This is a genomic window from Archangium sp., assembly GCF_057119385.1.
Map to the genome: position 1 here is coordinate 22,161 of NZ_DBNGVP010000044.1, position 21,396 is coordinate 43,556.

General features: G+C 70.3%; 18 protein-coding genes. 11 read left to right on the top strand and 7 right to left on the bottom strand.

The window, feature by feature from the left end:
- Positions 1-139 precede the first annotated feature (139 nt).
- From AC16DP_RS10360 to AC16DP_RS10370, 3 genes are read right to left on the bottom strand one after another with little or no spacing between them, the layout of a single operon-like run.
- Positions 140-1,177, bottom strand: coding sequence for an ABC transporter substrate-binding protein (locus AC16DP_RS10360; protein WP_329728126.1), 1,038 nt, complete (start codon positions 1,175-1,177; stop codon positions 140-142).
- 44 nt (positions 1,178-1,221) lie between these two features.
- Positions 1,222-1,998, bottom strand: coding sequence for an ABC transporter permease (locus AC16DP_RS10365; protein ID WP_329728125.1), 777 nt, complete (start codon positions 1,996-1,998; stop codon positions 1,222-1,224).
- The gene (locus tag AC16DP_RS10370; RefSeq protein WP_329728124.1) at positions 1,995-2,741 is read right to left on the bottom strand and encodes an ABC transporter ATP-binding protein; all 747 of its coding nucleotides are present in this window, start codon (positions 2,739-2,741) and stop codon (positions 1,995-1,997) included. The genes AC16DP_RS10365 and AC16DP_RS10370 overlap by 4 nt, the downstream gene beginning before the upstream one ends.
- A 346-nt stretch (positions 2,742-3,087) precedes the next feature.
- On the opposite strand from AC16DP_RS10370, the gene AC16DP_RS10375 reads away from it, so the two are divergent.
- The 6 genes from AC16DP_RS10375 to AC16DP_RS10400 all read left to right on the top strand — a co-directional run bounded on the left by AC16DP_RS10375 (position 3,088) and on the right by AC16DP_RS10400 (position 11,830).
- Positions 3,088-4,653, top strand: a complete 1,566-nt coding sequence (locus AC16DP_RS10375) for a hypothetical protein (RefSeq protein WP_329728123.1) — start codon at positions 3,088-3,090, stop codon at positions 4,651-4,653.
- A 23-nt stretch (positions 4,654-4,676) separates the two neighbouring features.
- The gene (locus AC16DP_RS10380; protein ID WP_329728122.1) at positions 4,677-5,807 is read left to right on the top strand and encodes a hypothetical protein; all 1,131 of its coding nucleotides are present in this window, start codon (positions 4,677-4,679) and stop codon (positions 5,805-5,807) included.
- Positions 5,808-5,819: 12 nt separating this feature from the next.
- Positions 5,820-6,374: a hypothetical protein gene (locus tag AC16DP_RS10385; protein ID WP_329728121.1), complete on the top strand. Its 555-nt coding sequence runs from the start codon at positions 5,820-5,822 to the stop codon at positions 6,372-6,374.
- Between the two features lie 53 nt (positions 6,375-6,427).
- On the top strand, positions 6,428-6,943 hold the full coding sequence (locus AC16DP_RS10390; protein WP_329728120.1) for a GNAT family N-acetyltransferase: 516 nt from the start codon (positions 6,428-6,430) through the stop codon (positions 6,941-6,943).
- 170 nt (positions 6,944-7,113) lie between these two features.
- Positions 7,114-9,063, top strand: a complete 1,950-nt coding sequence (locus tag AC16DP_RS10395; RefSeq protein WP_329728119.1) for a tetratricopeptide repeat protein — start codon at positions 7,114-7,116, stop codon at positions 9,061-9,063.
- Positions 9,053-11,830 (top strand): tetratricopeptide repeat protein, encoded by a 2,778-nt coding sequence (locus tag AC16DP_RS10400; protein WP_329728118.1) that lies wholly within the window; start codon positions 9,053-9,055, stop codon positions 11,828-11,830. The genes AC16DP_RS10395 and AC16DP_RS10400 overlap by 11 nt, the downstream gene beginning before the upstream one ends.
- Here AC16DP_RS10400 and AC16DP_RS10405 read toward each other — a convergent pair.
- A complete protein-coding gene (locus AC16DP_RS10405) occupies positions 11,796-12,617 on the bottom strand; it encodes an alpha/beta fold hydrolase (RefSeq protein ID WP_329728117.1) in 822 nt (273 codons plus the stop codon). The two genes, AC16DP_RS10400 and AC16DP_RS10405, sit on opposite strands and share 35 nt — an antisense overlap.
- 157 nt (positions 12,618-12,774) lie before the next feature.
- Here AC16DP_RS10405 and AC16DP_RS10410 point away from each other — a divergent pair, with 157 nt between their 5' ends.
- The 4 genes from AC16DP_RS10410 to AC16DP_RS10425 are packed head-to-tail and all read left to right on the top strand — an operon-like array spanning position 12,775 to position 15,724.
- A complete protein-coding gene (locus AC16DP_RS10410) occupies positions 12,775-13,428 on the top strand; it encodes a TetR/AcrR family transcriptional regulator (protein WP_329728116.1) in 654 nt (217 codons plus the stop codon).
- Positions 13,429-13,432: 4 nt separating this feature from the next.
- Positions 13,433-14,164, top strand: coding sequence for an ABC transporter ATP-binding protein (locus tag AC16DP_RS10415; protein WP_329728115.1), 732 nt, complete (start codon positions 13,433-13,435; stop codon positions 14,162-14,164).
- Positions 14,161-14,931 carry an ABC transporter permease subunit gene (locus AC16DP_RS10420; protein WP_329728114.1) on the top strand — a complete coding sequence of 257 codons (771 nt, stop codon included), beginning with the start codon at positions 14,161-14,163 and terminating at the stop codon, positions 14,929-14,931. Before AC16DP_RS10415 ends, AC16DP_RS10420 begins: the two co-directional genes overlap by 4 nt.
- Positions 14,932-14,935: 4 nt before the next feature.
- Complete coding sequence (locus AC16DP_RS10425) at positions 14,936-15,724, top strand: ABC transporter permease (protein ID WP_329728113.1); 789 nt, start codon at positions 14,936-14,938, stop codon at positions 15,722-15,724.
- Between the two features lie 21 nt (positions 15,725-15,745).
- Here the strand turns inward: AC16DP_RS10425 and AC16DP_RS10430 are convergent, their stop codons facing one another.
- On the bottom strand, positions 15,746-16,462 hold the full coding sequence (locus AC16DP_RS10430) for a hypothetical protein (protein WP_329728112.1): 717 nt from the start codon (positions 16,460-16,462) through the stop codon (positions 15,746-15,748).
- Positions 16,459-17,352, bottom strand: coding sequence for a transporter (locus AC16DP_RS10435; protein WP_329728111.1), 894 nt, complete (start codon positions 17,350-17,352; stop codon positions 16,459-16,461). Before AC16DP_RS10435 ends, AC16DP_RS10430 begins: the two co-directional genes overlap by 4 nt.
- A 323-nt stretch (positions 17,353-17,675) precedes the next feature.
- Here AC16DP_RS10435 and AC16DP_RS10440 point away from each other — a divergent pair, with 323 nt between their 5' ends.
- A complete protein-coding gene (locus tag AC16DP_RS10440) occupies positions 17,676-18,503 on the top strand; it encodes a TonB-dependent receptor (RefSeq protein ID WP_329728110.1) in 828 nt (275 codons plus the stop codon).
- Between the two features lie 96 nt (positions 18,504-18,599).
- Here the strand turns inward: AC16DP_RS10440 and valS are convergent, their stop codons facing one another.
- Positions 18,600-21,281, bottom strand: a complete 2,682-nt coding sequence (gene valS, locus AC16DP_RS10445) for a valine--tRNA ligase (protein WP_329728109.1) — start codon at positions 21,279-21,281, stop codon at positions 18,600-18,602.
- Between the last annotated feature and the right edge of the window lie 115 nt (positions 21,282-21,396).

The window sequence follows — 21,396 nt, forward strand, 5'->3', positions numbered from 1 at the left end:
TCTTGTTTGTGAAGGTGATTGTCTGGCCTGATTCTTGCTTTTGTTTGTGTTTGTGTTTGTGTTTGTCTGTATTTCGCGTCTGTTGTTTGTGTTTGTCTTTGTGTGTTGTCTTGTTTGTGATTGGGTGTCTGGTAATGCTTTACGGAGAGCCCTTGCCAGCGGCTTGCGTGAACTCGGGCAGGAGGAACTCGTCCGGAGCCGGCGCCTTCTCGAGGAGGCCCAGCTCCACGAGCTGCCGTCCCAGCGTCTCCCAGCGCGTGCGGCTCATGAAGCCCAGGCCCTGGGTGCGTGTCTCCTCCGTCTCGATGAGGGGCTTCTGGGCCTGCGCCGCCGCGGCGAACGTCTCCGCGTCCAGGGTGGTGTTCAGCTTCCCCATCACCGCGTTGGCCGGTGCCGGATTGTCCAGGTAGGCGCGCCAGCCCTCGCGCACCGCCGCCACGAAATTCTTCACGCGCTCCGGCTGCTCCTTCCACATCTCCCGGCGGGTGACGACCACGGCTGAATAGGGATTGAAACCCTCATCGGCCACCAGGAACACCACCGGATCCGCGCCCTGCCTGCGCGCCGCGATGGGCTCCGAGGTGATGAAGCATTGCTGGGCGAAGTCCTTGTTCGTCACGAACTGCGCCACGCCGCCGTCGTAGGGCACCACCTTCACCTTGTCGAAGCCGTACTTCTTCTTGAGCCAGGCGGCATAGGGCAGGCCGGGCTCCAGGGCGATGGTGCCCGAGGAGAGCACGTCCTGGATGCCCTTCGCCCCGCGGGAGGCGTGGACCATGATGGCCTGCGGCGACGTCTGGTACACGGCGAACAGCGGAATCAGGTCCACGCCACGCGCCCGGGCGGTGAGCAGCTCGTCCCCGCCCACGATGCCGAACTCCACCTGCCCCGTGGCCACCATCTGCAACACGGGCACGCCGACCCCGCCGCCGAGGATCTCCACCTCCAGCCCGTGCCGCTTGAACGCGCCCTGATCCCTCGCGGCGTAGAAGCCACCGAACTCGGGCTCGGGCACCCAGTTGAGGGCCAGCTTCACGCGGGCCACCTGGGCCGCGGCCTGCGTCCCCCCAGCGTCCGAGCCTCCCGCCTGCTGCGCGCCTTCCTTCGAGCGCGAGCACGCCCCCGCCACCACGAGCAGCACCAGACTCCCCAGCAATCCGACGAGACGTCCTCTCACGTGTGGTTTCCTCCGGAAGAAGCAGCGGAAAGGGAAGGGGGCCCTCACGAGCCCGAGGCGGATGGGTGCCAGCGCCGCAGCATGCGCTCGCCGGTGAGGCTCACCGCGCCGAACAGCATCAGCCCCAACATCGAGGCCGCCAGGACGGCGGCGAAGACCCGGGCCGTGTTGCCCTGCCGGTTGGCGGCCAGCACCAGGATGCCCAGTCCGGCGTCGCCCTCGACGACTCCGGCGACCCACTCGCCCACGATGGCGCCGACGACGGACAGGCCCGAGGCCACGCGCAGGCCGGTGAACAGGTGGGGCAGCGAGGCGGGCAGCTCCAGCTTCCACAGCGTGGCCACCCGGCGCGCGCCATAGAGGCGGAACATGTCCCGCAGGGCCGGGTCCACCGAGCGCATCCCGGTGTGCGTGTTGGCGATGACGGGGAAGACGGAGACGATGAAGGAAGAGACGGCCACCGCGCGCGCCCCATGGCCGAACCACACCACCAGCACCGGGGCGATGGCGATGATGGGCACCATCTGCAGGAAGAGGGCATACGGGTAGAGCGCCCGCTCCAGCACCCGGGACGAGGACAGCACGATGGCGGCCAGCACGCCCACCGCGGTGCTCAGCCCGAAGCCCAGCAGCGCCGAGCGGCCGGTGGACAGCGCCCCACTCAGCAGCGTGTCCGCGGCCCGGCTCGCCTCGAGGCCGATGGCGGACGGGGGCGGCAGCACGATGGGGCTCACGGAGAAGACGCGCGCCACGGTCTCCCAGAGGACCAGGAGGATGGCGAGCGCGGTCAGCGGCGCCAGGGCCTCGCGGAGGATCTTCAAGCGGCATCTCCTTGCTCCAGGGCGTGGAACAGCAGGCCCATCTCCCGGGCGAAGCCGGGATCCGCGCGCAGGGCGGGGAGCCGCTCGGAGGGCAGGTCCAGGTGCCGATCCAGCATCACCCGCGCGGGCCTGCGCGACAGCACCACGACGCGCTCGGCCAGGTAGGCGGCCTCGGACAGCGAGTGCGTGACGAAGAGGACGGTCATCCCCAGCTCCTTCCACAGCGCCAGCAGCTGATCATCCAGCCGGTGGCGGGTGAGCTCGTCCAGGGCGGCGAAGGGCTCGTCCAGCAGCAGCAGCCGGGGGCGGGTGACGAGCGCCCGGGCCAGGGAGACGCGCATGCGCATGCCGCCGGAGAGCTGGGCCGGGTAGCGCGCGGTGGCGTCGCCGAGCCCCACCTGCGTCAGCATGGCCCGGGCCGAGGCATGGCGTTCCGCGGCCGGCACCCCGGCCAGCTCCAGGGGCAGGGCCACGTTGTCCAGCACCGAGCGCCAGGGCAGCAGGTGCGCGTCCTGGAAGACGTAGGCGATGGGGGTGCGCGCACCCGGAGTGTGATCCAGGGGAGGGGAGAAGGTGAGGGTCCCGGCGTTGGGCTGGTCCAGTCCGGCCACCAGGCGCAGCAGGGTGGACTTGCCGCAGCCGGAGGGGCCCACCAGGGCCACGAAGGAGCCCGCGCCGACATCCAGGTCCATCCCCTGAAGGACGGGGACTCCTCCCGGGAAGGTGCGCCGGAGGCCGGACATCCGCACGCGGACGCCCTCCCTGCCAGGGCCGGTCGTGGACGGAGAGGAGGGGACGGGGTGGGGGGAAGCCATGGGGCGGACCCGGTTCTAACCGTCTCGCGTGCTCCCGGCCAGACTCTCATTGGAGGTACTCGCGCCGGCGTCCCAGGCCCGGTAGAAGCCAGCCCTGCACAGATGTGAACCGCTCTGCACATCGGCCGCGAAGCCCGCGTGCCGGATCCAGGTTCCCTGGCGCCATCGCCCCAAGGGGCTTCCTCGTGTTCACGGGTTGGCACGAAGTCCGCAGAGCCACGCACGCCCCTCGCCTGGGGCATATGGCCTCGCCCCGCGGGGCCTCCGAGAGGTGATGATGAAGCTCCCGCTCCTCCTGTTGCTGTTGTTGTCCACTCCCGCCCTCGCGGCCCCCCGCGCGGCGTTCGTCCTGCGCATCGAGGGCGCGGATGCCTTCGTGGACCTCGGGCGCGCGGATACGGCGCAGCCCGGCGAACGGCTGCGCGTCTACCGCGTCATCGAGGCGCGCCACCCGGCCACGGGCAAGGTGCTGCGCGACCGCTTCCTGCTCGGCGAGGCCACGGTGCTGGAGGCGGGCGAGACGCTCTCGCGCATCTCCGCCCCGGACGAGCTCCTCGCCCGCATGGAGGTGGGGGACGAGGTGGAGCAGGTGAATGCCCAGGCCCCGCGCGAGCGCCCCGCCACGCCGGGGGCGACGGCTCCGGCGCAGCCTCCCGCGGGGTCCGCGACCGCCTCCGCCGGCCCGTCCGACGCCGAGCGTGCCGCGCTGCGCACCGCGTGGAACACCGCCCTGAAGCTCCCGCCCGCCGAGCGCGCCAGGGTGTGGGAGGGCTTCCTCGCCAACTGGCCCCAGTCGGACCTGGCCGGCCCCATCCGCACGGAGATCTCCCTGCTGCGCGAGGCGCCCGTGGCCTCCTCGACGACGAAGGTGCCCGCCTCGCCGGTGCCGCCCGTCCTCAAGGTGAGCGCCCCCACCAGCGCGCTGACCGACGAGCTCATCACCGTGTCCCTCTCCAGCCTGGCGGGTCCCACGCCGCGCGCGGTGATGGTGCACTGGCGTGAGCGCGGCTCGCCCACCTACCGCACCGTGCACATGCGCGCCGAGCCCCATGGCCACTTCCGCGCCACGCTGCCCCAGGAGGCGGCGGTGGAGCCGGCCATCGAGTACTACGTCGAGGCGGTGGAGCCCTCGGGCGCCACGCTCGCCGCGGCGGGCCTCCCGTCCCGGCCCCAGCACATCACCATCCGCCGCCCGCCCCGCGACGAGCGCATCGAGTACCGCAACCGCAGCCGCGTGCGCGTCAGCGACGAGTACGTCGACTTCAACCGCTTCAAGGGCAACGACGTCTACAACCTCTTCGAGGCGGACTTCCTCTACCGCGTCTACTCGACGGTGCACGCCGTGCGCGTGGGTTTCGGCAACTACCGGGGCACCGGCACGCCGCGCTATCAGCTCGATGACCCGAGCATCCCCGGCCAGGAGGTGGGCTACACCTATGGCTTCAGTGAAATCGAGCTGCGCCTGCACCCGTCCCTCGCCCTGCTGGTGAAGGGCACCGCGGGTGTCACCCGGGACGGGCTCAAGGGCGGCTTCGATCTCGGCCTGCGCATCGGCAGCGAGACGGGCACGTCCCTGCTGATCCGCGGCGCCACCATCGCGGACATCGGCGCGCGCGGCAGCCTCGCGCTGTCGTGGGACGCCGTGAAGAACTGGCCCATGAGCGCCGAGGTCGTCGTCACCAACGAGCCCATCGGTGAGGATCTGGGCGTGCGCCTCATCTACACGGTGGGCCGCTCCATCACCCCCTGGCTCGATGTCTCCGGCCGCGTGAGCTACCAGCTGCGGGACATCAACCACTCCGGCCTCGGCTTCGGGCTGGGCACCACCTTCCACTGGTAGCGGACCCCGGGAGAACACCTCCGATGATGACCCTTTCCACCGTTACCTGCCTCCTGCTGCTGCTCGCTCCTCCTGCCCAGACGGCGCCGGCCAGGGCCGAGCCGTCCACCGCCGCTCCGGCCACTGCGCCCGCGGCCGCGCCCGCCGAGCCCCTCGAGGTGCGGCACGTCCCGGCCGCCCAGGTGCTGGTCGGCAACAACCTGGTGCTCCGCGCCGAGGTGGCTCCGTCCTGGCGCCTGGGGGCGCTCGTGGCCCACTACCGCTCCGCGGGCGAGACGGCCTTCCGCGAGCAGGCCTTCGAGCTCAGCGCCGACGGCACCTACGCGGCCGTCATCGCCCTGTCCCCCGAGCAGCGCGTGCCCGTGGAGTACTACGTCACCGCCCGGGACACCGATGGTGTGGAGACCGTGCGCTTCGCCAGCGCCGACGCTCCGTACCCGGTGCTCATCGAGGTGCCCCGGTACACGCTGGAGCGCGAGGCCCTGCTCGAGGTGTACGGGCAGCGCCGCTCCCGCGTGAGCGCCTCCGGCGAGTACGTGGACTACGGCTTCCAGACGCTCAATGGCACGCGCTACAAGGACAGCTACTACCGGCTGGAGGCGGACTACCTCTACCGCCTGTTCACCCAGGTGGGCGGCATGCGCATCGACTCCATCCGCATCGGCGTGGGCCACCTGCGCGCGCACACGCCGCCCTTCGAGCTGCGCGCTCCGGAGGGCGGGAGCCTGCCGCAGCTGCGCCCGGGCCTCGACTACGGCTTCTCCGAGGTGGACGTGGGCTTCAGCCCGTACTTCGGCCTCGGCGTGCGCCTGTCGCTCGGTGGCAACGCGACCGGCTTCTCGGCGGGCATCGGCGGCAAGGTGCGCCTCGGCCGGCCCAATGGGGCTCGCGTGGAGCTCGAGGGCGATTACACCGGAGGACTCGGCGGCTCCGCGACGATCCGGCTCGCCTGGGACACGGTGCGCCGCTTCCCCATGAGCGCCGCGGCCCAGGTGACCAACGTGCCCTCGGGTCCCTCCGGTGTGCGGCTGCTCTACCGCGTGGATTATCTGTTCTCCGATGCCTTCGCCCTCGGTACCCAGATCGGCTATCAGGCGCGCGCCTCGCAGGGCGGCGGGCCGACGTTGGGGCTCGTGGCGAGCTACGGCTGGTAGAAGGGGGCGCCCATGATGCTCACCGCGCTCACGTTGCTCCTGCTGTCGGCGGACCCGGCTCCACCGGCTTCGTCCTCTCCGGTCTCGTCCCTGATGGTGGTGTCCACCGCGGACCCAGGCCTGGAGAAGGCCGCTCTCGAGGCGGGGCGGACGCTCGGCTCGCGTCTCGAGGCCCCCTATGTGGACCTGGGCGGCTACCTCAAATCCCGGGGTCAGGGGTGTCAGGATGATCCGCGCTGCCTCCTGGCGGCCCCCGGGCTCTCGGGCGCCACGCGCCTGCTGCTCCTGAGCCTGCGCCCGGTGTCCGCCGGGCGGCTCGCCGTGGATCTGCGCCTCATCGAGCTCAAGTCCCGGAAGGTCATCGGCCGGAGTGCCTCGGTGGTGGAGACGGGGGGGCTCTCCGCGTGGGTGGAGGTGTCCGCCACCCGGCTCATCTCCCGGGCCGACCCGTATGCGAAGGATCGGCCCCAGAGCCCCTTCGCGGTGAAGCCCGCCCCGGAGACTCCCGTCGCGCCGCCAGCGCCGGCCAGTGACGCCCGGCCGCGCCCCGCGCCCGAGACGAAGTAGCCGCGCTCCGGGCTGGGCGGACGTCTGGGCGCGGCGGTATGGTCGCCGCGCCCATGAGCTTCACCCTCCGGTTCGCCACGCCCGCCGATGCCGCCCTGCTCGCAGAGCTGGGCGCTCGCACGTTCCGGGATGCCTTCGCCGCCGACAACCGGCCCGAGGATCTGGCGGCCCACCTGGCCTCTCATTATTCGCCCGCCCTCCAGGAGCGGGAGCTGCGGGATCCCCAGCGCTCCTTCCTGCTGGCGGAGACCGCTGGTGTTCCCGCGGGCTTCGCGTTGCTCCAAGACATTCCACCCGGGCCAGGTGTCCCGGGGCGCCGGCCGCTGCGTATCGAGCGGCTGTACGTGGACAAGCCCTTCCATGGCACCGGCGTGGGTGCGGCGCTCATGGGGCGCTGCCTGGACGAGGCCCGGGCCCGGGGCCATGACGTGATCTGGCTGGGGGTCTGGGAGCGGAACTTCCGCGCCCGGGATTTCTACACACGCTGGGGCTTCACCGAGGTGGGCGAGACGACGTTCGTCATCGGCGGCGATGCCCAACGCGATCTCGTGCTGGCTCGTCCCCTCTAAGCCCCCGGACACTGAGCGGGGGCTCGCTCGGAGGGGAATCCGTTCTCCCGGGGCTCGATTGAAGAAGGAGAGAGCCGCACACGCGTTCCCGATGGGGCTCAGGAAGGAAGCTCGGTTCCGGGTCCTCGTGGCCGGAAGCAGGGGCGCCTCGGGGACCAGGGGGAGTCGCCATGCCCGATGAGGGAAACGCCCGGCCTGGGGAAGGCACGCCTTCCGCCGTGCCTGCTCCCGAGACGGAGGCCCAAGGCCCATCAGGGGGGCCTCCCTCCGCTCCCGAGAAGGGTCCCCCCACGCTCAAGGAGCTGTTCCATCACGGGCTCTACCGGCGCTTCGGCACCTGGGGCCTGGTGACGCTCGCCCTGGTGAGCCTGGGGTTCTTCGTCCAGTGGAACTGGGACAAGGTGAGCACCCTGCCCCTCCTCTCCCAGCTCGTGGAGCTGCTCTCCCGGGAGAAATCGCCTCCAGCGTCGGCCAGGAAGTTCACCGTGGCGGTGGCCCACCTGGAGAACGACGAGGGTCAGGAGTACGAGCGCCTCATCCGCGACACCCTCAATGGATACGCGGGCATCGAGGTCATCCAGGTGGACAGGGAGGTGATGTCCAAACATGCCGTCTCCGGGGAACGCCTCGAGGCCGGGCACGCCCGGGCCCGGAAGTACCTGGAGAAGACGGGAGCGGACATGCTCATCTGGGGCACGGTCCTCCAGGTGGGGGGCCAGAGCACGTCCAAGCTCTTCCTGACGGACTCCCTGGGCCTGAATCGGAAGCACTCGGGACGCTATGCGCCCGAGAACCTGAGCCTGCCTTCCCTCTTCTGGGACGAACTGGAACAGGTGCTTCGCCTGCGGGTACTCACCCAGAGCGCGGACTTGCAAGCCGTGCAAGGGCGCTTCGCCGCCGAGAAACTCAAGCCCCTCGTGGAGAAGGTGCGCCACCTGCTGGAGAGCAGCGAGGGACAGGGGTGGAGCGTGGAGACACGGGCCAGCATGCGCGTGCTTCTCGCCGACGCCCTCCTGCGCATGGGCACCTATGCTGGAGAGGGCCAGGAACTCGTGGCGGCGGTGGCGGCGTACCGGGCCGCCCTGGCGGAGAGGCCGCGAGATCGTGAGCCCCTGGCGTGGGCCCGGACGCAGAACAACCTGGGTCTGGTGCTGGCCACCCTGGGCTCGAAGGAGAGAAGCAGGGCGCGGCTGGAGGAGGCGGTGGGGGCCTTCCGGGCGGCCCTGGAGGAGCGGACGCGGGAGCGCGGGCCCCTGGAGTGGGCCCAGGCGCAGAACAACCTGGCACTGGCGCTGACCACGCTGGGCAAGACGGGAGAGGGGGGAGCGGCACGGCTGGAAGAAGCGGTGGTCGCGCACCGTGCGGCCCTGGAGGCACTCCCGCGGAAGCGCGAGCCCCTGTACTGGGCCAGGATCCAGAACGAGCTGGGGATGACGCTGCGACTTCTGGGCGAGAGGCAGGGGAGCACGGCGAGGCTGGAGGAAGCGGTGGTGGCCTACCGGGCCACCCTGGAGGAATGGACGCAGGAGCTCGATCCTGTGGCATGGGCCGCGACACAGCACCGGCTGGCGCAGACGCTGCGATTGCTGGGAGAGCGGGAGCAGGGCACGGAGCGGTTGGAGGAGGCGGTGGCGGTGTACCGGACCGTCCTGCGCGAGAACGCGCGGGAGCGCCAGCCCCTGGCGTGGTCCCACACGCAGAACCATCTGGGGATCACGCTGGCCATCCTGGGGGAGAGAAAGCAGAGCGCAGCACTTCTGGAAGAGGCGGTGGAGGCCTTCCAGACATCCCTGGACGAATTGAAGCGGGAGCGTGAGCCCCTGGATTGGGCCCGGACGCACTTCAACCTGGGGAATACGCTCTGGATGCTGGGCGAGTCCAAGCAGAGCGCCTCCCTGCGGTGCGAAGCCCTCCATTCCCACGGGCTGGCGTGGGAGGTCTTCTCCGGGGTCGGAGCCCCCGAGGCCATGGTCAGTGAACGAGAGGTCCGGAGAGAGCGCGACCTCCTGCGGAGCCAACCGGGTTCACAGGGGCTGGAGCGATGCCTGAAGACCTACGGCAAACGCATGGCTCGGAGGCTCGCCACGCTGGAGCGGAGGGGAAGTCACCATGCCCGATGAGGGAAACGTTCGGCTCCCGGAGGGCACGCCGCCCGCCGTGTCTCCTCCCGCCCCGGAGCCCCAGGGCCCAGGGGGCGCTCCCCCTGCTCCCGACAAGGGTCCCCCCACGCTCAAGGGGGTGATCCATCAATGGCTCTACCAGCGTTTTGGCACCTGGGGCCTGGTGACGCTCGCCCTGGTGAGCCTGGGGTTCTTCGTCTGGTGGAACTGGGACAAGGTGAGCACCTTGCCCCTCCTCTCCCAGCTCGTGGAGCTGCTCTCGCGGGAGGAGCTGCCACCCGCCCCCGACGGGAAGTTCACCGTGGCGGTGGCCCGCCTGGAGAACGACGAGGGCCGGGAGTACGAGCGCCTCATCCGGGAGTCCCTCGATGAACAGGAGGGCATCGAGGTCATCCAGGTGGACAGGGAGGTGATGTCCGAACACTCCGTGTCCGACAAGCGCTTCCAGGAAGGAGAGGCCCGGGCCCGGAAGTACCTGCGGAAGACGGGAGCGGACGTGCTCATCTGGGGCACGGTCCTCCGCGTGGGGGGCCAGAGCACGCCCAAGCTCTTCCTGACGGATGCCCGCGGCCTGGAGCGCAAGCACTCGGGACGCTACGCGCCGGAGACGCAGAACCTGAACCTCCCGTCCCTCTTCTGGGACGAACTCGAGGAGCTCCTGCGCCTGCGCCTGCTCACCCAGAGTACGGAGCTGCAAGCCGCGGAAGGGCGCTACGTAGCCGACAAGCTCGAGCCCTTCGTGCAGAAGGTGCGCCAGCTGCTGGAGAGCAGCGAGGGCCAGGGGTGGAGCGTGGAGACACGGGCCAGCATGCGCGTGCTCCTCGCCGATGCGCTCCTGCTCATGGGCAGCCAGTCGGGAGAGCGTGAGGAGCTCGTGGAGGCGGCGGCGTCGTACCGGGCTGCCCTGGAGGAGAGGCCGCGAGTGCGCGACCCGCTGGAGTGGGCCGGGATGCAGCACAGCCTGGGGGTCGCGCTGGCAACCCTGGGCGAGCGGGAGAGGGGCACGCTGCGGCTGGAGGAAGCGGTGGGGGCCTTCCGGGCCGCCCTGGAGGAGCGGACGCGGGAGCGCGAACCCCTGGAGTGGGCCATGACGCAGGCCCATCTGGGGTGGACGCTGGCCAGACTGGGCGATCGGGAGCCGGGCACGGAGCGGCTGGAGGAAGCGGTGGCGACCTTCCGGGCGGCCCTGGAGGAACTCACGCGGGAGCGCGAGTCCCTGACATGGGCCCAGACGCAGACCCAACTGGGATTGGCACTGACCGCCCTGGGAACGAGGGAGGGGAGGACGGCGAGGCTGGAGGAGGCGGTGGCGGCCTACCAGGCCGCTCTGGAGGAACTCACGCGGGAGGGGGTGCCCCTGTACTGGGCCCGAACGCAGCTGTGCCTGGGGTGGACGCTGATGAACCTGGGCGCGTGGGAAGGAGGCACGGCGAGGCTGGAGGATGCGGTGGCGGCCTACCGGGAGGCCTTGAAGGAATTCAAGCGGGAGCGCACACCCATGGACTGGGCGACGACGCAGGCCAGCCTGGGGTGGACGCTGATGAACCTGGGCGCGAGGGAGGGGGGCACGGCGAGGCTGGAGGAGGCGGTGGAGGCCCACCGGGCCGCCCTGAAGGAATGGACGCGCGTGAGCGTGCCCCTGCACTGGGCGGCGACGCAGGCCAGCCTGGGCGTGGCGCTGACGGCCCTGGGGGAGAGGGAGGGGAGTGTGGCGCGGCTGGAAGAAGCGGTGGAGGCACACCAGGAGGCCCTGAAGGAAGTCACACGGGAGCGCGTGCCCCTGAAGTGGGCGACGACGCAGTCCAGCCTGGGCGTGGCGCTGGCGGCCCTGGGCGAGCGAGAGGGGAACCCGGCGCGGCTGGAGCAGGCGGTGGGGGCCTACCGAGCGGCCCTGAAGGAGCTCACGCGGGAGCGCATCCCCCTGGAGTGGGCCCGGACGCAGCTCAACCTGGGACTGGTGCTGGCAACCCTGGGCGAGCGAGAGGGAAGCGTCGCGCGGTTGAAGCAGGCGGTGGAGGCGCACCGGGCGGCCCTGAAGGAGTTCACGCGGGAGCGCGTGCCCTCGGACTGGGCCCGGACGCAGAACGGCCTGGGAATGGCGCTGGCGGCCCTGGGCACCCGGGAGGGCAGCGTGGCGCGGTTGGAGCAGGCGGTGGGGGCCTTCCGGGCCGCCCTGGAGGAATGGAAGCGGGAGCGCGAGCCCCTGGACTGGGCTCTGGCGCAGCACAACCTGGGCTGGGTGCTGCGAGCCTTGAGCGAGAAGGAGGGCAGCGGAGTGCGGTTGGAGGAGGCGGTGGCGGCCTACCGGGCCTCTCTGGAGGAACGGACGCGGGAGCGCGAGCCCCTGGAATGGGCCCGGACGCAGTACCAGCTGGGGCACGCGCTCTGGGCGCTGGGTCAGCACAGGCGGAGCGCCTCCCTGCGTTGCGAAGCCCTCCACTCCCAGACCCTGGCGTGGGAGGTCCTCTCCGAGGCCAGGGCATACGAGGCGAGGGAGGTGGCCCAGGAGGTCCGGAAGGAGAGTGCCCTCCTACGAGGCGACCTGGGCTCACAGGGGCTCGAGGGTTGCGTGAAGACCCATGGCGCGCCACTGGCGGAGCGGCTCGCCACCCTGGAGCGGTGGAAGGGAGACGCGCCACCGGGTTCGCCCGTCGCCCGCCGCGGGAGCGAGCGGGCCGGCACTCGTCCCTCCCCGGGAAGCCTGGAGCGCCCGGCGCGCGCCCCACATCGGGTCAGCTCCGGGCGAACGCCAGCAGATCGGCGTTGAGCTGATCCTTGTGGGTGGCGGCGAGGCCATGATCGCCACCGGGATAGATCTTCAGCGTCGCGCCCTTGACGAGCTGGGCCGTGCGGCGGGCCGAGGCGTCGATGGGCACGATCTGATCGTCATCGCCGTGGATGATCAGCGTCGGCACGTCGAACTTCTCGAGATCCGCGGTGAAGTCGGTCTCGGAGAAGGCCTTGATGCAGTCGAGCTCGGGCTTGAGGCCGCCCATCATTCCCTGCATCCAGAAGCTGTCGCGCATGCCCTGCGAGACCTTCGCGCCCGGGCGGTTGGCGCCGAAGAAGGGCGTGGTCAGGTCCTTGAAGAACTGCGAGCGGTCCGCGGCCACGCCCTTGCGGATGTCATCGAACACGGACATCGGCAGTCCGCCGGGATTGGCGGCGGTCTTGAGCATGATGGGCGGCACCGCGCCCACCAGCACCGCCTTGGCGACGCGGCTCGTGCCGTGCCGGCCGATGTAGCGCGCCACCTCGCCGCCGCCCGTCGAGTGGCCCACGAGGATGGCCTTCTTGACGTCCAGCTTCTCCAACAGCTCGGCGAGATCATCGGCGTAGGTGTTCATCTCGTGACCCGCCCAGGGCTGGCTGGAGCGGCCATGCCCGCGCCGATCATGGGCGATGGTGCGGAAGCCATGGGAGGCGAGGAACACCATCTGGTCCTCCCAGGCGTCCGAGCTGAGCGGCCAGCCGTGGCTGAACACCACCGGCTGACCCGAACCCCAGTCCTTGTAATAGAGCTGCGTCCCGTCCTTCGTCGTGAACATCGCCATATGTGGGCTCCCTTGGTCCCCGAGTCTGGCGCGGTATAGCGGCGGTGCTCCCTCCCTTGCCTCCCCCTCCAGGGGGACGTGTCCACCCCCAGATAGGGGAGGCGGCATGTCACCGTGACCGTTTGACCGGAAATTCGAATCCGGTCATGATGTCCACATGGCAGCAACATCCGTCGAGGTCCGGCGCCAGCGCATCCTCCAGGTGGCCAAGGGCCACTTCGAGCGTTTCGGCTTCCGCCGGACGCGCATCGAGGACATCGCCCGCGAGGCGGGGATCGCCAAGGGGGCCGTCTACCTGGAGTTCGAGAGCAAGGAGGTCCTGCTCCACGCGGTCATCGAGGCCGTGCTCGCGGAGACGGGGCGCCGGTATGCCGCGGAGGTGATGGGGCAGGAGTCTCCTCGCGAGCGGCTGCGCGCCACGCTGCGCTTCGCCTACCGGGAGCTCGCCCGGGATGCCCTGCTCGAGCGGCTCGTCCGCGAGGATCCGGAGTTGACGGTGCTCCGCTCGCTGGCGGAGTCCGGAGACAACCCGCGCAAGGCGGATGCCCAGGTGGAGATGATCCGCAACTGGGTGCGCGAGGGCATCGAGCGGGGCGAGTTCCGCGCGGATCTGGACGTCGACGCGGTGCCCTTCGTGATCGGGCTGCTGCGCTTCCTGCACTACCACACCGGGCTCGTCACCACGGGAGACCGCATCTCCCGGGAGCGGCTGCTCGACGCCGTCATCGACATCTTCATCGCGGGGCTGTCCGCGCCCGCGCCCACCCCGCCGTCCCCGGGCAAGCGCCCGGGCCGCGGCTCCAAGAGGTAATGCCATGCATGCCATCGAGATCGATCGGCTCACCCGCGTCTACGGCCCCGTCCGGGCAGTGGATGGAGTGAGCTTCCACGTGGAGCCCGGGGAGATCTTCGGCTTCATGGGGCACAACGGCGCGGGGAAGACGACCACGCTCCGGATGCTGCTCGGGCTGACACGGCCCACCTCGGGCAGCGCCCGGGTGCTCGGCCACGACGTGGTGCGCGAGAGCCTCGAGGTGCGCCGCCAGTGCGGCTTCCTCCCCGCCAGCTACGCGCTCCCGGCCCACATGACGGCGCGCCAGTTCCTCCACTATGTCGCCGCCATGTTCGACCTCGACACCGGCATGGCCGAGGCGCGCATCCAGTCGCTGCTCCAGCTCTTCGGCCTCGAGGCCGCGGCGGACCGGAAGCTCGGCGGCTTCTCCACCGGCATGACGCAGAAGGTGGGGCTCGCCCAGGCCCTCATCAACGAGCCCCGCATCGTGCTGCTGGACGAGCCCACCTCCGGGTTGGATCCGCTCGGCCGTCACGAATTGCTCGAGCACCTGCGCCGCCTGTCCTCCGAGCGCGGTGTCACCGTGCTCTTCTCCAGCCACATCCTGTCGGACATCGAGACGCTGTGCCGGCGCGTCGCGGCGCTGCACCAGGGCAGGCTGGTCGCCTTCGGCCCCATCGAGGCGCTCAAGAGCGAGCACCGCTCGGGGAACATGGACGAGCTCTACCTGTCGCTCGCGCGGAGGGCCGCATGAAGGCGCGCTTCCTCTGGCTCGACATGCGGGCCACCTTCCGTGAGCGGAAGACGTGGCTGGCCGCGGGCATGCTGGCCTACGCGGCGCTCGCCATGCCGGTGATCGCCGCGAAGCCGCCCGCGCACGTGCTCTCGGCCTTGCAGGGGTGGTTCTCCACGTCGGACCCCTCCATCCTCTTCCTGTTCATCTGGACGGACCTGGCGATGAACAAGAGCATCATGGTGCTCGGGGTGGTGCTCGCGGGCAGCCTGCTCATCCGCGAGAAGGAGACGGGACAGCTCGCGGTGCTGCTGTCCAAGCCCGTGTCACCCGCCGCGTACTTCCTGGCGCGCACGCTGTCGGCCTGTGCCGTCATGGGGGTGCTCTACATCGGCTCGCACCTGGCCACCGCGCTCCTCGTCTCGCGGAGCCTCCCGGGGTTCCGCCCGGGGATCTTCTTCGCCTCGATGACGGTGCACCTGTTCGCCGCGTTCTTCTGCGTCTGCTTCAGCGCGCTCATGGCCGTGCTCATCCAGAAGCGGGCGCTGGCGGCGCTCGTGAGCCTGCTGGTGCTCAGCCTGCTCGTGGGCATGGCCTTCATCGGCTTCTACAACCCCGCCTGGAGTGGTCTCTCCGCCTTCAACCCCCTCACCCAGGGCATCTCCATGCTCGGCCACCTGGATGATCCGAGCCCCGCCCACATGGTGGGGCCCATCGCGGCCCTGCTGGGCATGAACGCGGCCGTGCTCGCTCTCGGCGCCCTGCGGGCGCGCCATCTGGAGGTGTGACGCCATGCAGGCTCCTCTTCGCCGCTACCGCCTCCTCGAGGCCCGCCATTCCCTCGGGGGCGTGCCCCTCGTGTCCCTGCTCGTGGGCATCGTCGTGGTGCTCGTCACGGCCGCGCTCATTCCGCGCCTGCCCGCCGCGGTCAATGCCTTCATGGAGCGCGCGTTCCTGATCCGCGGGCTCGATGCCGTCATCCTGGTGAACGTCTACACCGGCATCTACATGCTGCCCTTCTTCGGTGGGGTCGCCGGGTTGATGCGCGCCCTCGTGGAGCCCCGGGAGAACCGCTCCATGGAGATGCTGCTCAGCAAGCCCATCTCGCGCCGTGCGTTCCTCATGGCCCGCGTGGGCCCCGTGCTGCTCGCCTCCTCGGTGGTGGGCCTGGTGATGTCCCTGCTCACGGGGCTCGCCGTGCGGCCCTTCGTGGGGGAGGGGTCCTCCGTGAGCGTGGCGGGCGCGATCGGCTCCGGGCTCATCTTCACGGCCCTGGTGGTGCTGCTGCTCTGCGTGCTCGTCGGCCCGTTGCTCCTGGTGCGCGATGCGTTCCAGGGACTCCTCATCGCGTTCCTGGTCTGGATGCTGCCGATGATCCCCACCGTGTTCCTGCTCTACCGCCCCGATGTGTACGAGGGACGTGAGCGGCTGCGCGATCTGCTCGTCCTGGGGCCGAACCTCCTGTGGTTCGACGCCTCGGTGCCGCTCTTCGCGGCCATCGCGCTGGCCGTGGCCTTCGTGGGCTCCTGGGGTGCGCTCGTGCTCGGCACCCGCGTGTTCGAGCGCGCCGAGCTGCGCTGAGCCCCGTGGCCCCGGGGCCGCTCAGGGGCCGATCGTGGCGGAGCTGGCCACGTTGCGCAGCACCTGCTCGGCGGCTCCGGGCGACGTGGGCTCCACGCCGTCCAGCCACCGGTCATAGGCCAGGTGGAGGGTGCGGCTCGCCTCCAGCGCGTCCGGGGTGAGCGCGAGCCCCTCCAGCCAGAGCTCGGCGTTGATGAGGCTGGCCGACTCCAGGCGGAAGGTCTGCTCGGGTCCACCGCTGGCGGGGAGGAGACGGCCCTCCAGCAGGAGCGTCCTTCCCTCCATGTCCACCTCGGGCGTCAGCCCCTCGGCGTCCTCGTCCGCGGGCGCGAAGACGAGGCGGGCGCGGCAATAGCTGCCGGGCGGCGGTTCCAACGTCCCCAGCATCTTCGGCTCGCCATCCGCGAGCTCCAGTCCGCTCACATGGGGCGTGCCCAGCCGCCGGGGCGTGTTGGCCTCGTGCGCCTGGGCCGTGCCGATGGGGGAGAGCGCGCGCAGCCACCGCCACGCACTGCTCGTCTGGCAGGGGATGATCTCCACGCTGCCCAGGGTGACGTGGGCCCGGTCCAGGGTGATGCGATCTCCCCGGTCGTTGGTGAACTGGCGCGAGGTGCCTCCCGCCAGCGTCTGGCGCGCGGGGCGGAAGTCGAGCCCGAGGTGGAGCCGGATGCCCTCCTCGCGAGCGCCGCATGCGCAGAGGGCCAACAAGAGGAGGACGGGAGCGGAGCGGGACTTCATAGATCGTAGACGATGGAGGCCTGGAGGATGGGGCTCTGACGGACGTTGCCCCGCAGCAGGTTGAGCACGGGCACGCGCACCCCGAGCTCCAGCACCACATCGGTGACGGGGCTGAAGAGCACGTCCGGGGACACGAAGGCGAGGACCCCGCTGCCCACCGGATCGGCGACGCCGCGCAGATCACCGGGGCCCTCGAGGCGGCCGTCCACGGCGAGGCGCACGGCCCAGCGCGGGCCCGGTTGCAGTTGCGCGGCGAGCGTGGTGCGCAGCGAGGCCCCGGCGCGGAAGCCCTCGCGCCCGCGTGTGGGGAGGTAGCCCGTGGCGCTGGCGAGGAAGGACCAGTCGCCGCGGAAGGTCGAGTAGGAGAGCCCCAGGTATGGATCCAGGGACGCGGTGCCGAGCTGGGCATCGAGCGACAGTGGGCGTCCATCCGCGTCGTGCACCGTGGGCGAGGTGGGCAGCCGGGCCCCGGCGAGCACGCCGATGAGGTGGTCCGCCGAGAACTCGCGATCGCGGAAGACGAAGACCTTGGCGCCGACCTCCATGTCTCCGGGTCCCCATGCCGTCTCGCGCGCGAGGCTGACCTGCTGCAACGAGCGCGTCTGCAGGGGCAGGGTGGCGGACAGGAAGAGCCAGGGGAGGGGGGCGTAGGCCACCGACAGGTCCATGCGCAGCTCGCGCAGGGAGACGGCGTCCACGGCGTCCTGGCCGGTCGTCAGGCTCCAGGCGCGCACCTGGTTGGCGAGCCGCAGGCGCCCGGCGAAGGGCTGCTCGGTGCCCATGGACGTGAGGGTCGGATCACCACAGGCGCAGGTGGCGCAGGCCTGTCCCTCCAGGGGAACGAGCAGGGTGGCCACGAGCAGGGGCACGGCGAGACAGGACTTCCACATGATACGGCCACTCTACCGGCGAGGGCTCGCCACCCCCCTGTGGCGAGTTGTCGCGGCATCATCCGGGGGACAGCCGCAGCGTCCGTATGACCTCGAAGGGGCGATTCCCCTCGCGCGCGATGATGCTCACCTCGGTGACATTGGGGGGACGCCCGCTCCTCTGTACAGGAGGCAATGCATTGATGAAGTCGAGCCGGTTCTAAGGCGTTCCCCCGGTAGTGCGCAGCAAGCAAGGTACGATGAAGCCGCGAGCGAATGTCCTGTGCACGACAATCGCTCTCACGCTGGTGTCCGGACAGGCGGCATGGGCGCAGCAGCAGGCAATGCCGGCACAGACGCCCGCTCCGGCACCCGCACCGGCGCCCGCGGCCCAGGGCGGGTCGGTGCAGGGACGGGTCACCGCGGCCTATGGAGAGCCGCTGTGGGGTGTCACCGTCTCGGCGAGGGGCACGAAGATGCCGCTGCTCGACCAGTACCTCACCGCCACGGATCCGGCCGACCCGGCGTTCCCGCGGACGCCGGAGTTGCTGTGGCAGAACGAGGCGGGCCTCAAGCTGGGTGGCAGCTGGTACGCCCTGGCGGCCGTGGCCTACTGGATGCAGATCGAGAACTTCCCCAGCCAGGACGCCCGGGTGGATCCGGTGACGGGGGACACGCGCTTCGTCACCGTGTACGCGGGCAAGGCGCGCACGCTGGGCCTGGAGCTGGAGGGCGCGGTGCAGCCGGTCAAATGGTTCCGCGGACAGGGCATGCTGACGCTGCAGGACCCGCGCTACACGGAGTTCAACGAGGGTGCGAATGACTTCACCGGCAACCGCATCCGCCGCATCCCCCAGGTGATTGGCGATCTGACGGGCACCTTCATGTTCGGGAACGCCAGCCTCGGCATCAACTGGAGCTACGTGGGCCACCGGTTCTCGAACAACGCCAACACGGTGGACCTGCCCGGCTTCGGCCAGTTCAACGTCCGCGCGGGCTACACGTACGAGAACGTCACCCTGGACCTGCAGCTCTTCAACGCGCTCAACAGCATCGGCCTCACCGAGGGCAACCCGCGCGTGGACGAGTCGCTGGGCGCCGTGCCGGACATCTTCCTGGCCCGGCCGGTGCTCCCGCGCCGCCTCATGCTGTCGCTGACCGCGCGTCTGTAATAGCGGCGAGCAGCACCCGATGAACGACGGGCCCGGCGATCCTCATGGGATTCGCCGGGCCCGTTTCACTTCAGGGCTTCCGCTCGAGGCTTCCGCTCAGCCCTCGGAGGCCTCGGGGGCCTTCTCCTTCTCGGCGGCGGGGGCCAGCTCGAAGTCCTGGATCTCGAACGTGCCGTCGGCGAGATCCGCCTTCTCCACCAGCTCCACGCCCTGGCTGCGGGTGGCGGACAGCACGTCCTCGCGCACGGGCCCGAAGCCGGCGAGGGTGGCCGCGTTCGCCGCCAGCTTCATGCGGGTGACACCCCGGCCCACGCCCGCGCCGGACTCGCTCTTGCGCTTGTTGATGGCCTGCTGCGCGGCCTCGGCGATGGCGAAGGAGGCGGGGTTGGCCGGCTTCTCGATGCCCGCGAAGGTGCGCGCGTCGGGCCAGCGGGCGCGGTGGATGCTCTTGCGGCCCGTCTCCTCGGCGAAGGCCCAGCTCCACACCTCCTCGGTGATGTAGGGCAGCACGGGGGCGAACAGCCGCAGCAGCACGTTGAGCCCCAGCCGCAGCGCCGCCACCGCCGAGCCGCGTGCCTCCTCGCCACCGGAGCCCTCTCCGCGCGCACGCGCCTTCACCAGCTCCAGGTACGTGTCCGTGAAGCTCGCCCAGAAGAAGCTCTCCGTGTTGGCCAGGGCCGGAGCGAACTCGAACTCCTTGTAGGACGCCGTCGCGGTCTCCACCACCTCCGCGAGCTTCGCCACGAAGGCGCGGTCCAGCTCGTGGGTGATGGGGTGCTCCTGCGCCGTCTGGCTCAGCACGTACTTGCCGGCGTTGAAGAGCTTCGTCACCAGCCGCTTGCCCACCTTGAACACCTTCTCGTCGAAGGCCGTGTCCGTGCCCAGCCGCGCCGAGGCCGACCAGTAGCGCACCGCGTCCGCGCCGTAGTTCTCCAGCAGGTGCATGGGCGTGATGACGTTGCCCTTGCTCTTGGACATCTTCTTGCGGTCCGGATCGAGGATCCACCCGGAGATGAGCACGTGCTTCCAGGGGATGGAGTTCTCGTGCAGCATCGCCTTGGCGATGGTGTAGAAGGCCCACGTCCGGATGATCTCGTGGCTCTGCGGGCGGATGTCCGCGGGGAACAGCTTGCCGTGGCGCTCCGGATCCAGCTCCCAGCCCGAGGCGATCTGCGGCGTCAGCGAGCTGGTGAACCAGGTGTCGAACACGTCCGATTCGGCGGTGAAGCCGTTGGGCTGGTCCCGCTGCGAGGCCTCGTAGCCCGTGGGCACGTCCACCGTGGGGTCCACCGGAATCTGCTCGCGCGTGGCGACGATGGGCTCGTCGTGGAGGGGGTTGCCGTCCGCGTCCAGCGGGTACCACACGGGGAACTGCACGCCGAAGTAGCGCTGGCGGCTGATGCACCAGTCCAGCTGCAGGTTCTCCGTCCAGTTGCGGTAGCGCGAGCCCATGTGCTCGGGGTGCCACTTCACCCGATCACCGAAGCGCAGCAGCTGATCCTTCTTGTCCATCAACCGCACGAACCACTGGCGCGTGGAGATGAACTCGAGCGGCTGGTCTCCCTTCTCGAAGAACTTCACCTCGCGCTGGATGGGCTTGGGCTCGCCCTGGAGCGGGACGCCCATGCCGGGCTTCGCCGCGCCGTCCTCGCGCCGCAGCAGCTCCACCATGGCCGTGCGCGCCTGCTTCACCGTCTTGCCCAGCAGGCCCGCGTAGAAGCCCTGCGCGGCCGGGGCGTCCAGGCTCTCCCAGCCCGAGTCCCCGAAGGTGACGGCCATCAGCCGCCCGTTGCGGCCGATGATCTGCCGCAGCGGGAGCTTCTGCTGGCGCCACCAGAGCACGTCCGTGGCGTCACCGAAGGTACACACCATGAGGATGCCGGTGCCCTTGGTGGGGTCGGCCAGCTCGCTGGGGAAGATGGGGACGGGGACGCGGAAGAGGGGAGTGATGGCGCGCTTGCCGAAGAGGCCCTTGTAGCGCTCGTCGTCCGGGTGCGCGGTGACGCCCACGCAGGCGGCCAGCAGCTCCGGGCGCGTGGTGGCGATGGTGAAGCGCGCGTCCGAGCCCTCCACGCCGAACTCGATGTCATGGAACGCGCCCGCCTGGGGCCGGTCCTCCACCTCGGCCTGGGCCACGGCCGTCTGGAAGTCCACGTCCCACATGGTGGGGGCCTTCACCGAGTAGGCATGGCCCTTCTCGTACAGGTCGAGGAAGGACAGCTGCGCCAGCTTGCGGCTGTCATCGTCGATGGTGGCGTACTCCTCGGCCCAGTCCACCGACAGGCCGATGCGCCGGAACAGGCCCTTGAAGACCTGCTCGTCCTGCTGGGTCACCTGGTGGCACAGCTCGATGAAGTTGGGGCGCGAGACGGTGCGCGGCGGCTGCTTGGAGGACTCGGCGGTGGCCGGCTCCAGGCGGAGGCCGGGCTCATGCGGGGTGCGGACGTCGGCGCGGACGTTGAAGTAGTTCTGGACGCGGCGCTCGGTGGGCAGGCCGTTGTCGTCCCAGCCCATGGGGTAGAAGATGTTCTTGCCGAGCATCCGCTGCTGCCGGGCGATGACGTCCGTGTGCGTGTAGCTGAAGATGTGGCCCACGTGCAGCGAGCCGGACACCGTGGGGGGCGGGGTGTCCACGACGAACGTCTCCTCGCGGGTGCGCGAGGGATCGAAACGGTAGGTGCCCTCCGACTCCCACCGGGCATCGAGCTTCTTCTCGATGGCCTCGGCTTCGAAGTGCTTGGGGAGGAGCTCAGGGTTGATGGAGCGGAACGTCTTCATGGCGCGCAAGATGCCAAGGAGGCGTGTCCGCTGCTACTGAGATCTCCAGTGCCGCTCCTCCCGGCGCCTCACCTCGCGTCGAGGGTGGTCAGCGTGAACGCGCGCAGGGCGCGGA

Bases quoted from the DNA above. Each gene is read 5' to 3' on its own strand.
- AC16DP_RS10410 (WP_329728116.1), top strand. From the start codon at position 12,775: ATGGCAGCAACATCCGTCGAGGTCCGGCGCCAGCGCATCCTCCAGGTG.
- AC16DP_RS10375 (WP_329728123.1), top strand. From the start codon at position 3,088: ATGATGAAGCTCCCGCTCCTCCTGTTGCTGTTGTTGTCCACTCCCGCC.
- AC16DP_RS10405 (WP_329728117.1), bottom strand. From the start codon at position 12,617: ATGGCGATGTTCACGACGAAGGACGGGACGCAGCTCTATTACAAGGAC.
- AC16DP_RS10430 (WP_329728112.1), bottom strand. From the start codon at position 16,462: ATGAAGTCCCGCTCCGCTCCCGTCCTCCTCTTGTTGGCCCTCTGCGCA.
- AC16DP_RS10385 (WP_329728121.1), top strand. From the start codon at position 5,820: ATGATGCTCACCGCGCTCACGTTGCTCCTGCTGTCGGCGGACCCGGCT.
- AC16DP_RS10380 (WP_329728122.1), top strand. From the start codon at position 4,677: ATGATGACCCTTTCCACCGTTACCTGCCTCCTGCTGCTGCTCGCTCCT.
- AC16DP_RS10395 (WP_329728119.1), top strand. From the start codon at position 7,114: ATGCCCGATGAGGGAAACGCCCGGCCTGGGGAAGGCACGCCTTCCGCC.
- AC16DP_RS10400 (WP_329728118.1), top strand. From the start codon at position 9,053: ATGCCCGATGAGGGAAACGTTCGGCTCCCGGAGGGCACGCCGCCCGCC.
- valS (WP_329728109.1), bottom strand. From the start codon at position 21,281: ATGAAGACGTTCCGCTCCATCAACCCTGAGCTCCTCCCCAAGCACTTC.
- AC16DP_RS10425 (WP_329728113.1), top strand. From the start codon at position 14,936: ATGCAGGCTCCTCTTCGCCGCTACCGCCTCCTCGAGGCCCGCCATTCC.
- AC16DP_RS10435 (WP_329728111.1), bottom strand. From the start codon at position 17,352: ATGTGGAAGTCCTGTCTCGCCGTGCCCCTGCTCGTGGCCACCCTGCTC.
- AC16DP_RS10440 (WP_329728110.1), top strand. From the start codon at position 17,676: ATGCCGGCACAGACGCCCGCTCCGGCACCCGCACCGGCGCCCGCGGCC.
- AC16DP_RS10370 (WP_329728124.1), bottom strand. From the start codon at position 2,741: ATGTCCGGCCTCCGGCGCACCTTCCCGGGAGGAGTCCCCGTCCTTCAG.
- AC16DP_RS10420 (WP_329728114.1), top strand. From the start codon at position 14,161: ATGAAGGCGCGCTTCCTCTGGCTCGACATGCGGGCCACCTTCCGTGAG.
- AC16DP_RS10415 (WP_329728115.1), top strand. From the start codon at position 13,433: ATGCATGCCATCGAGATCGATCGGCTCACCCGCGTCTACGGCCCCGTC.
- AC16DP_RS10390 (WP_329728120.1), top strand. From the start codon at position 6,428: ATGAGCTTCACCCTCCGGTTCGCCACGCCCGCCGATGCCGCCCTGCTC.